Origin of the sequence: Microbacterium sp. SS28, from assembly GCF_022761035.1 — a bacterium.
GTDB lineage: Bacteria > Actinomycetota > Actinomycetes > Actinomycetales > Microbacteriaceae > Microbacterium.
Genome location: NZ_JAKWJP010000003.1, coordinates 583,126 through 593,156, shown reverse-complemented (window position 1 = coordinate 593,156; position 10,031 = coordinate 583,126). Strand labels below are relative to the sequence as shown.

The following is a 10,031-nucleotide window of genomic DNA, read 5'->3' as shown; positions in this document are numbered from 1 at the left end:
GTCTCTACGAGCGTCATGGGTTCGTCACCCTCTCGGAGGACGACGTCGATGTCTACATGACCCTCCAGCCAGGTGCCCCAACCCTCGATTGAGGTGTCAGCTCCCGTGGTGCATTGAAGGACCGTCGAGCGCGCGCTGATCGGCGGCCAAGGCGCGCCGTGTTCTGAGAGGGTCGATGGCGTGCGTCGCTGTCGTGTCACGAGCGGATCGGGGGAGGGTCAGTCTCTCGGAAGCCTGGCCGCCGGCGGGACGCGTGTTCGCAAGCGTTTGCCGATCAAGGCTGCAGGATCGTTTCAAGCAGCCGACCGTTGGCAGGGGTGGGCAGAACTCTGCGGTGAGAAGGATGGCGTCTGATCGCGTCGTCGACGACGTCCGCAACGCCGGCGACGCCGGGAGATTCAGCGATCTCCCCCGCGATTGCTCGGGCGCGTTCCCGGTATGTGGCCTGGGACATGGCCGCGCGAACACCTGCACGGATGTGTTGCGGTGTCGGGCGGCGTGTCCCGAGGCGCACACCGACGCCTGACCACTCGACGCGCGCCGCCACCTCACTCTTGTCTTCGCTCCCTGGCGCGATCACGATCGGTACTCCGTATCGCAGCGCGAACTGGGTGCCGCCGTAGCCACCGTTGGTGATGAAGACGTCCGTATGGGGGAGAAGATCGTCGTAAGGAAGGAAATCCGCGAGCCGCACGTTCGTCGGCATCTGTTGGAGGGGAGCAACCCGCGCTCCTCCCGTGCTGACGATCACAAGTACGGGTTCGTCGGCGAGCGCGGCGATCGTCGGGAGGACGAGTTCGGTCAAGTCGGTGTTTGCGAGAGTTCCCTGGGTAACGTCGAAGACGGCGCGCGAACCCTCGAGGTCTTCCCACCAATCCGGTCGGGGATAGATTTCCGTTCCGCTTCCCGAGATCGGACCCGTGAAGGTGAGGCGGGTCGGGAGGTTGCGGCGCGGGTATTCGAACGACGGCGTCGTGAATTGAGCCACCGCGTCGGCGCGCCCGACCCAGCCTGTGCTGGAGCGGTTGGTACCCGTCTGCGGGAGCCCGACGGTTGCCCGGCGGACCTCGTCGGATGCTCGGCGTACCCCCCGCATGACTAGGTGCTCTGACAGTGCTCGCATCGACCTGTTGCGCAAGCGCCCCAAGATTCCGCGCATCGGAGTGACGCCAAAGCCGAACGGCGCGAGGTCTGGGCCCGGCAGGCCCAGAGGAATCACGCCCGCCACGACGAGCGGCGGCCGATCGGTTGCGGGTAGGAGGCTGATGGCCGCACCCGCGCCGAACGTCGGCTCCGTGACGATGGCGTCCGCGGGCTCAGCGCGAAGCATCGCCTCGATGGCGGCGTATTGCGGGATCGCGGGACGTGTGAACACGTGCTCGACGTAGAAGCCAACTCCACGCATCGGGGAGAGGTGCGCGAGCTCTGGGAAACGCGTCGTGATCTCCCTGTCATCGAAGTCCGCCGAGGGCGGTAGGGGGACGAATTCGGCGCCGGTCAACGAGACCGCGTCGGTGAACCGGGAGCCGGTCAGGAAGCGGACGCGGTCGCCTCGCGAAACAAGATGACGGGCCAGCGCGAGAAGCGGCTGAACATGACCGTGGATGGGCACGCAGCCGATGATGATCGATACCATTTCACCCCTCCACCCGCAGTGCGGATCCTGGTCAACCCCGTTTGGGTAGTGCTGTGGCGCAATGGCAACCCGGTCAGTGGCAGGTCGGCAGCGGTGCAGGGAACGTGCTGGCCGACTTCCTCACGTCGAAGCAGGTCGTGCCGCTTCCGTCCCAGACGATGTCGCCACCCGGGAACGGCGCGAGCCGAGGGTCAGGGGACGTGCCGTTCCCGGCGACCGTGTTGCCTGAGACGACCCCACCGTCCGGCCGGGCGTCGACCTGAGGGTCGAGCGCGGCGTACTCGGGTGGGAGTGAGATGACTCCGATGCCGGCGCTGGCGTTCCCGCTCACCGTGTTGCCGCGGAGGGTGACGCGGTCGCCTCCGACATTGAGCACACCGATTCCGCCAGGGACTGCGGCGAGAAGTTCATCGGCGTCGGTGTTCGTGTTGGGTCGCCTGTTTCCCGAGAGCGTGTTGCCCTCGATCAGGATGTCCTCGGTGACTTTCACCGCGCGCCCTGGGATGACGAAGATGATCGCGCCGACGGAGTTGGCGGTGGCGACGTTGTCCCGGACGGTGACGCGACTCGCCAGCTCGACCTCGATGCCCACCGTGTTGTCGTGGACGACATTGCCGTCGATGAGGATGTCGGTCGACTGGCCGATGTAGATGCCTGAGTCGAACGAGCCGCGGACGGTGTTGTGATCGATCCGCCCATCGGTAGTTGCGACGGGGAAGATCCCGTACAGCGGGTTGTCGATGTAGTTGCCGCCGGTGATCCGGAAACCGTCCACGCCTCGGACCAGTACACCGCTCAGGCTGTAGCCGCGGATCTCGAACCCCTGAATGGTGATGTCAGCGAGCCGCGCCCCGCTGACACCGCGCACCCGGATTCCGACTTGGGCGCCCAGCCTGGTGCCGTCGAGCACAGCCCCGGGTTCGCCGACGAGTGTGAGCCCGGACGTGGTGATGGTGACGGCTTCTTCGTACACGCCGGCGGGAACGCGGATCGTGTCACCCGGCGCTGCCGCGTCGACGGCGGCCTGGATCGTGGTGGTGACAGTGATCGTGTTCGAGGATGCGGCGGCTGGTTGAGCGGCGAGGCCGTGTGCGGCGAGCAAGGCGGACAGCAGGACCAAGGTGACGTCGGGGCGGATGGATCGCCCAAGCAGCGTGAACATCGTGGACTCCTCAAAAGACGGGGATGCCTCAACGATGGAACCCGGGCAACACCGGCACGTCCCTGAAATCAGTGATCTTCCTCGGGAACTCTCGCCGTCCGCTGCGGCCCGGTGACACAATCAGGCGTGGCTCGCACAGTGCTGCTCGTCGACGACCACGACGGGTTCCGTCGGATGGCTCGACTGCTGTTGCAGAGCGGCGGGTACGCGGTCGTGGGAGAAGCTGCCTCGGCCGCTGAGGCGATCGCTTCGGCATACAAACTCGAGCCGGACCTCGTGATGCTCGATGTTTTGCTTCCCGATGGCGACGGCGCCGAGGTCGCCGTCGAGCTCGCCGCGCTCCCCCATCCGCCGGGGGTCGTGCTGATCTCGAGCTATCCGGCGAGCGGGTTGGGCAAGCGGGTGGAGGATGCGCCCGTCCTCGGTTTCATCCAGAAGGATGCGCTGAGCGTCGCACGGTTGGCGGAGCTCTTCGGATGACGGCCGCCGCGGACAGCATCCGTCATCGCGCCTTCGACCGTCTTTCGGTGCTTCTTCTGGCGGGAACCGCCGCGATGCTGGCGGTGGATGTCTGGGTCGTCGCGACGGTGCCGCTCAGAGCGCCGTTCAGCACGGTCGTGCGTGAAGCGGTGTTCGCGGGTGCGTGGATCGTCGTGGGTGTGGTCGCGCTGTGGCTCGGTCGCGACCTGCTGGCGCGCCGGATTCTCACTCTTGCGTTCGTGCTCGTCGCCGACGCGGTCGGCTCGTTCGGGCTGAGGGAGGACGACTTCCCACTGCGGCTTCTCGTGACGCTCACGGCGATCCTCGTCCCCTTGCAGATTCCCGTCGCGGGGCATCTGCTGATCGCCTATCCGTCCGGGCGCGTCTCCGATCCCTTCGGGCGGCGGCTGGTCGTCTGGGCATATGTGCTCGGCGCGGCTCAGAGTATCTGGTGGGCGTTCGCGCACGCCTCCACCACCTCGTGCGCGACCTGCGCGAAATCGTTGACGCTGCTGCCGCTGCCTCCGGAAATCGACCGGGTGGTGTCCGCGGTCTTCTCCGTCGCGTGGGTGCTGTTCTGCGTCGCGGTCGTCGTCCTGCTTGTGTCGCGGTATCGGCGGGCGGGTCCGCGGCAGCGCCGGATGCTGCGCTTGCCGTACGCGTCGATCGTGGTCGCCGCGGGCCTGTACGCCGTGATGTCGATCGCGGCTGCTGCGACCGGGACGAGCAGCGTGTGGATGGTGTCCATCGAGGCGCAGATCGCATTGCAGATCGTCGCCCTCCTCAGCGTGCCGTTGTGCTTCCTCATCGCGCTCATTCAGGAGCGACTCGCGTACCGGCCGGTTGGAGACCTGGTCGTCAAACTGGCGAACGGCTCCTCTGAGGACCTGGAGCACGCGCTTGCGTCCGCCTTGCGGGACCCTCAGCTGTCCCTGTCGTTCCCGATCGACGGGGGGTTCGTGGACATGCGCGGCCGACCCGTGGCCGCGCCGGCGCCGGATGATCGGTCGACCGTGACCACCGTCGGCGAGTCGGATGCCCCGCTGGTGCTGGTCCGCCACGACCGATCCCTGAGCGACGAGCCCGCGCTGCTCACCGCAGCGGGATCCGCCACCCGCCTCGCGCTCGAGAACGCACGCCTGCACGCCGAGGTCCGGGCACAGCTTCGAGAGGTGCGTGAGTCTCGGACCAGGATCGTCGCCGCCACCGACGCCGCACGCGCCCGCATCGAACGCGATCTCCACGACGGCGCCCAGCAGCGACTCCTCGCGGTCGGTCTCGCCCTCCAGCTGTTCCGGCAGAATCCGGACGACGGCACTCTGCTCGACGCGGCCGAGAGCGAATTGAGGAACGCGCTGGCCGAGCTCCGCGAACTCGCGGCGGGGATCCACCCCGCAGCACTCACAGACCTCGGCCTGATCCCCGCTCTGCGCGCCCTGGCAGAGCGACTCGGGTCCCGCGTGCGCCTCGACGCGCCGGCGTCGATCAAGCGATGCCCGCTCGAAGTGGAGACGGCCGCGTACTTCTCCACCAGCGAAGCGATCACCAACGCATTGAAACACGCGGCACCCTCGGCGGTGCAGGTGACTGTCGGCGAACGCGACCAACGCGTCATCATCAAGGTGCACGATGACGGACCGGGCGGTGCCGACAGCACCGGTTCGGGACTGGTCGGCGTGCGAGACCGGCTGGCGTCGGTCGACGGCAGCCTCACCATCGTGAGTCCGCTTGGCGGCGGTACGGATGTGACCTTGGAGGTCCCATGCGCGTGATGATCGTGGACGACAGCCTCCTCGTCCGGGAAGGCCTCAGCGCCCTGCTCACCCGCCGCGGCCACACCGTCGTCGGCGTCGCCGAGACCCCCTCTCCCGTTCCCGCGCTCGTCAGGGCGAGCACACCGGACGTGGTTCTCGTGGACATCAAGATGCCGCCGACCTTCACCGACGAAGGCCTCCGGCTCGCCGCCGGACTGCGGGCGCAGCATCCCGACATCGGTGTTCTCGTGCTCTCGCAGTACGTCGTCGGTTCCTATGTCGCGAGCCTGCTCGCGGACTCTCACGACGGTGTCGGGTACCTGTTGAAAGACAACATCCTTCGGCCGGAGATCCTCGACGACGCGATCGATCGCGTGGGCACACGCGGCGCATTCGTAGACCCCACGCTCGTCGCTCGAATGGTCGCCGCCGACACGTCCCTCGCCGCGCTCAGCGACCGCGAGCGGGAGGTGCTCTCACTCATGGCAGAGGGGCTCTCCGACCGGGGGATCGCGGAGAAGCTCGTCGTGAGCCTGCAGACCGTCTACACCCACGTGCAGCACGTCTTCACCAAACTCGACCTGCCCACCTCCTCGTCCGACAACAGGCGCGTCCGCGCAGTCGTCGCCTACCTGGTCGGCACACCCGAAGCGAGCACGACGCACCCGCCCGGAAATCACTGATTCCAGGGATTCCGCAGGGCCGCCGACGGGGGAAGCTCAGAACGGACGCGACGGCCACCGGCCTCGCCTGAATCCCAAGGAGGCTCTCATGCGCATCCGTTCAGCCAACGTCGACGACCGTCAGTTTGCCGACCCTTCGTCCCGCGCCTCCGGCCTCGGCCGGCGCCTCGCTGTCGGCTCGGTGACCCTCACCCTGATCCTTACGGCGACGGTCTTCGCGGCCGCGCCCGGCTCGGCGGCGCCCAAGCCCCGGCCCAAGCCGACACCTACTGCGACGGCGACCCCGGTGCCGCCCCCGCCGACCAGTTCACCCACCCCCATCCCGCCCTCGCCCGCCCCGGTGCCGCCGTCGCCGACACTCACCCCGCCGCCGACTCCGTCACTGTGCGAATCGACGACCACGTACGGCACCGTCGAGTACTGCGTGACAACGTTCACGGCCATCAGCACGGGCAGGCACGCGGTTGGAACCAGAGTCGCGGTCGGCGACACGTTCGTGCTCGAGGTGAATGGAGATCAGGTCATCCTGGGCAGCACGTACTGCCCGCCCGGCATGTACTGCGGAGCGACCATTGCGACCCTCCTCGCTGACTTCTCCCACGCACAGCCCACACCCGCGGTGGACAGCACCCTCGTCGTCTACGGCACCATGACCGCAGACATGACCCTGCTGGTCGACACCTACCAGTGAACTGTCCCCGGTGTGATGCCGCTCCCTTGCGAGTCTGGTTGAGCCCGGAACGCGAACCGCGCGCGGAGCCGTCCCCGCTACGGGCATCGCTCGTTTATGGATGGCATCCGGACCCGCCGGATGTGCGCGACCCACCCCCCACCGGTCAAATGCTCCGAATGCAGTGCCTACTGAATCATCGACCCGCCTCGACGGCGCTGGTTACTCAGGGCGCCACGGCTTCCGCGGCCCTCTTGAGGTCGGCGGTGAAGCGTTCGAAGTTCTCCGCCAACGGCGGAATCATCCGGGCGATGAACGGGAAGATCGGACCGCCGATGCGCTCAACGATCTCCACTCGCGTGCCGCCGGCATCACCGCCGAGGGAGCACGTGCGACGGAGCATCGCACCTCCGAACGTCAAACGCTCGTTCGGCTCGAACTCTTCGACCTTCAGCGAGAAGGTGCGGCTCGGGTCGAGCGTCGAGACCAGTTTGATCTTCGACCCGAGAGCGATCCGGCCCTCCATCGAGACGACCGTCGAGTTCCACCGCGGGTACTCTTCTGCCGTGGTCAGCAGTCGCCACACCGTGGCCGAGTCGGCGCGGATGTGCTCGGTGATGCGGGTGGACTGACTGAACATTCTCCGGGTCGTCGAGGCGACTCCATCGGACGCTGTGGTGGACATGCGATCCCCCGTTCTCCCGCTTGGGGCCGATTGTAGAGCTGGGTGCTCGTCCGGGACCCCAGAGGGCCTAGCACTAGTCCCCGCCGTACGGCTTTCGCGCATGGCCCGGATAGGGATCCGAATCGCGTGGTGAGGGTGCGTGGGGGGTGACGCTGAGTCGATGGATGGAATACAGGTTGGATACGCCAGGGTCTCGACTACAGATCAGGACCTCACTGCCCAACGCGACGGACTGCTGCGTCTGGGCGTTCACGACGAGCACATCTACGTCGACCACGGGATGACCGGCGCGAATCGCGCCCGACCAGGATTGCGCGAGGCGCTCGCCGCGGTGCGAACCGGCGACACCCTCGTCGTGACGAAACTCGACCGGCTCGCCCGGTCGCTGCGCGACGCGCGGGAGATCGCGGACGAGCTGACGACGAAGGGAGTCGCGCTCAGCCTCGGTGGGAGCCGATATGACCCGACTGATCCCGTGGGGCGGCTGCTGTTCAACGTGCTCGCCATGGTCGCCGAGTTCGAGCGCGACCTGATCAGCATGCGCACGCGGGAGGGGATGCCCGTCGCCCGCGCGAAGGGCAGGCTGAAGGGGAAGCAGCCGAAACTGTCCAAGAGTCAGCGGAACCTCCTGTTCGAAGTGCACGACCGCGGCGAATACACCGAAACCGAGATCGCCGAACTGTTCAGCGTCTCCCGGGCCACGGTCTATCGCGAGCTGCCGGCATCGCCGCGAGCAACTCTTCGCTTCGTTCGAAGCGCACGTCTTCTAGCGACCTTCGGGACCACGCAGGAACCGAATCGGCCGCCCGCATAGGCTCCCGATTCGGGCGCGGCCCGATCAGGAATCGTGATGATCTCGCCGTTCTATACGCGCCGGCATCCGGGAAGTCGACGGCGGTCTGCCGATGAGGATCGAGCGGCGGCACGCCGATACCCGCGGAGGGATTCACATCCTGTGTAGGCCCGGGTCACTGCGTCTTCACTGCCGCGATGAACTCCGTCCAACGCACACGATCGACGAACCCGTTGTGTCCAGCCCCTACCCAAACATGGAGCGTGGCGTAAGGGAGGGAGTCCGTCAGCAGGGCAGACATCGCGACGGGGGTGGCGGTGTCATAATCGCCGCAGAACACGTCGAAGCGCTGACGAATGTCGTTGAGGCTGAATCCCCAATCCCACATCGCTGCCGCCATCCACGCCTCGTAGCGTCCCTCGCCGCCCTGCGAGGCGCCTTCGGCGAACGCCCGCTCGAACATCGCGCGCTGTGCAGGATCGGCGAGGAACGTGTCCGCATCAAACGGGTCGTGTTCAGCCTTGGCCCGCACATATGCTGCAGGGTCTGCTAGCGCATCGTCGGCGTCCGTGTCGAACAGGGGTCGGAGCTCATCCGGGGATTGGCTCAAGGCCATGAGCGTCAGCAAGTCCTCCTGCTGGATCGTCTTGGCGAAGCGCGGCTCACTGAGAGGGCCGATCGGTGACGCCAGCACTCCGCGGATGACCCGATCAGGCAGACGCGCGGCGATAGCGAGCGCATGAGCGCCACCCCCCGAGTGTCCGGACACGGTGAAACGGTCAAGTCCTAGCGCATCGGCCAACTCCTCCACATCCGCACCCCAGGTCACCAACCGCCGCCCCGGTTGAGGTGTCGAGCCGCCCGAGCCGGGCTGATCGACGCAGAGCATGCGCACACCCAGCGCGGCGATCAGCCCATCGTCGGCATTCCGGTGAAGACGTGAGGATCCAACGCCGTGGTTGAAGATCACCGGCACCCCATCAGGATCGCCGCATTCGTCGTAGGTCAACTCACGGCCGTCCGTCAACGTCATGACCTTGACCATGCGAGCCTCCTGCGGTTCTCGCGACAAGGCTGACGGTGCCGTTGCGATTGTGCAACGGGGGCGGAGATGCTCACTGCCGGCGCACGCGAATCTTCGTCGGGAACAACCAGTTGACTATTCGTGGTGCCTCCGGGTCGAGGGCACGACCGCGGTCTCGAGAACTGTGCTCAGGTCAACCCGTCGCAGATCAGTGCGTCGAGGTCGGCGCCGGAGAACCGGTCGTGCACGCCGTGCATGTCGGATGGCGTCTCGTACTCCTCGTTCGGCACGTAGGTCACGGTGCCGGAGTCGCGGAACGTCACCCCTACGCCTGGAACCCTCAATTTCAGGGCGGAGCCGGTCTCCGTCAGTACGCGTTGGATCAGGTCACCGGGCACCGGGTAGACGTAGTGCTTGTGCCACCCACCGGACAGGAACACCGCAGGACCTTCGCCCGTTGGCGAGAGCGTCAGCTGGTCTGAGGGGAAGTTGGTCTGGATGGACGTCTTCAGCGCGCGACCGTCGAGGTCATGCCAACGGACGAACTTCGAGCGTTGCACTCCGGTCGCATAGACGTCCTGTCCATCGCACTGGAGACCGATCGCCTCGTTGGTGTAGGTCAGATCCTCCAGGCCGGTGCAGGTGATCCCGGTACCGGCCAACACGCATGTCCACGGCGCGAAGTTTGGATTCAAGGCCGGCGTCATCGTGTCCGGATCCACGGTATGTGGCGGTGCGGCCACCGCAGGAGCACCCACCAGAACCAAGGCGATACCAGCCAGGACCGCGACGATGTGCTTCATAAGTCCTCCCCAAAGGCGACGCAGCACGCTATGGCGCGAACGCTACTCCCGGCCGTGCAGTCCCGATAGACCCAGTCGAACCGCATGCACGAGCGAGTTCAGCAATCGCGGCGTTCGACCGTCGGCCGCAGTGAGCTCAAGCCCCTCGGTCCCTCAGCCAACCGTGACGGCGGAGCCCCAGGTTCTCGCATAGATAAGAGACACGTCGCGGCTATCGACAGCAAGATCAAGGCCCCTGGTGGGTCGTGCGTCTGACGTCCCACCGGGACCGCTCCACACCAGGCCGGAGCAACGCCCGCAAATGGACCGGCATCCGCACGCTGATCGACCTTGGTGCGTTG

Annotated in this window: 10 protein-coding genes; 5 read left to right on the top strand and 5 right to left on the bottom strand. The window is 66.7% G+C overall.

Annotated elements, in window-relative coordinates; genetic code table 11:
• Positions 1-274: 274 nt before the first annotated feature.
• Positions 275-1,636, bottom strand: a complete 1,362-nt coding sequence (locus tag MJ607_RS11720) for a glycosyltransferase (protein ID WP_243075762.1) — start codon at positions 1,634-1,636, stop codon at positions 275-277.
• Between the two features lie 73 nt (positions 1,637-1,709).
• On the bottom strand, positions 1,710-2,798 hold the full coding sequence (locus MJ607_RS11715; protein ID WP_243075761.1) for a parallel beta-helix domain-containing protein: 1,089 nt from the start codon (positions 2,796-2,798) through the stop codon (positions 1,710-1,712).
• A gap of 138 nt (positions 2,799-2,936) precedes the next feature.
• Between MJ607_RS11715 and MJ607_RS11710 the strand changes: the two genes are divergently transcribed.
• The 4 genes from MJ607_RS11710 (at position 2,937) to MJ607_RS11695 (ending at position 6,406) form a co-directional block, all read left to right on the top strand.
• On the top strand, positions 2,937-3,278 hold the full coding sequence (locus MJ607_RS11710) for a response regulator (RefSeq protein ID WP_243075760.1): 342 nt from the start codon (positions 2,937-2,939) through the stop codon (positions 3,276-3,278).
• On the top strand, positions 3,275-5,050 hold the full coding sequence (locus MJ607_RS11705; RefSeq protein ID WP_243075759.1) for a histidine kinase: 1,776 nt from the start codon (positions 3,275-3,277) through the stop codon (positions 5,048-5,050). Before MJ607_RS11710 ends, MJ607_RS11705 begins: the two co-directional genes overlap by 4 nt.
• Positions 5,041-5,715, top strand: coding sequence for a response regulator transcription factor (locus MJ607_RS11700; protein ID WP_243075758.1), 675 nt, complete (start codon positions 5,041-5,043; stop codon positions 5,713-5,715). The genes MJ607_RS11705 and MJ607_RS11700 overlap by 10 nt, the downstream gene beginning before the upstream one ends.
• 88 nt (positions 5,716-5,803) lie before the next feature.
• Positions 5,804-6,406, top strand: a complete 603-nt coding sequence (locus tag MJ607_RS11695; RefSeq protein WP_243075757.1) for a hypothetical protein — start codon at positions 5,804-5,806, stop codon at positions 6,404-6,406.
• A gap of 205 nt (positions 6,407-6,611) precedes the next feature.
• On the opposite strand, the gene MJ607_RS11690 is transcribed toward MJ607_RS11695, so the two are convergent.
• Positions 6,612-7,025, bottom strand: a complete 414-nt coding sequence (locus MJ607_RS11690) for an SRPBCC domain-containing protein (RefSeq protein ID WP_243075756.1) — start codon at positions 7,023-7,025, stop codon at positions 6,612-6,614.
• Between the two features lie 205 nt (positions 7,026-7,230).
• Here MJ607_RS11690 and MJ607_RS11685 point away from each other — a divergent pair, with 205 nt between their 5' ends.
• On the top strand, positions 7,231-7,884 hold the full coding sequence (locus tag MJ607_RS11685) for a recombinase family protein (protein ID WP_243075755.1): 654 nt from the start codon (positions 7,231-7,233) through the stop codon (positions 7,882-7,884).
• Positions 7,885-8,038: 154 nt separating this feature from the next.
• Here MJ607_RS11685 and MJ607_RS11680 read toward each other — a convergent pair whose 3' ends face one another.
• Positions 8,039-8,908 (bottom strand): alpha/beta fold hydrolase, encoded by an 870-nt coding sequence (locus tag MJ607_RS11680; RefSeq protein WP_243075754.1) that lies wholly within the window; start codon positions 8,906-8,908, stop codon positions 8,039-8,041.
• Between the two features lie 167 nt (positions 8,909-9,075).
• Entirely contained in the window at positions 9,076-9,690 is a 615-nt protein-coding gene (locus tag MJ607_RS11675; protein ID WP_243075753.1) for a hypothetical protein, read from the bottom strand.
• Between the last annotated feature and the right edge of the window lie 341 nt (positions 9,691-10,031).

What these genes read in the sequence shown, in the direction of transcription:
- MJ607_RS11720 (WP_243075762.1), bottom strand. Translation starts at nt 1,636, where the DNA reads ATGGTATCGATCATCATCGGCTGCGTGCCCATCCACGGTCATGTTCAG.
- MJ607_RS11715 (WP_243075761.1), bottom strand. Translation starts at nt 2,798, where the DNA reads ATGTTCACGCTGCTTGGGCGATCCATCCGCCCCGACGTCACCTTGGTC.
- MJ607_RS11705 (WP_243075759.1), top strand. Translation starts at nt 3,275, where the DNA reads ATGACGGCCGCCGCGGACAGCATCCGTCATCGCGCCTTCGACCGTCTT.
- MJ607_RS11695 (WP_243075757.1), top strand. Translation starts at nt 5,804, where the DNA reads ATGCGCATCCGTTCAGCCAACGTCGACGACCGTCAGTTTGCCGACCCT.
- MJ607_RS11675 (WP_243075753.1), bottom strand. Translation starts at nt 9,690, where the DNA reads ATGAAGCACATCGTCGCGGTCCTGGCTGGTATCGCCTTGGTTCTGGTG.
- MJ607_RS11685 (WP_243075755.1), top strand. Translation starts at nt 7,231, where the DNA reads ATGGATGGAATACAGGTTGGATACGCCAGGGTCTCGACTACAGATCAG.
- MJ607_RS11680 (WP_243075754.1), bottom strand. Translation starts at nt 8,908, where the DNA reads ATGGTCAAGGTCATGACGTTGACGGACGGCCGTGAGTTGACCTACGAC.
- MJ607_RS11690 (WP_243075756.1), bottom strand. Translation starts at nt 7,025, where the DNA reads ATGTTCAGTCAGTCCACCCGCATCACCGAGCACATCCGCGCCGACTCG.
- MJ607_RS11700 (WP_243075758.1), top strand. Translation starts at nt 5,041, where the DNA reads ATGCGCGTGATGATCGTGGACGACAGCCTCCTCGTCCGGGAAGGCCTC.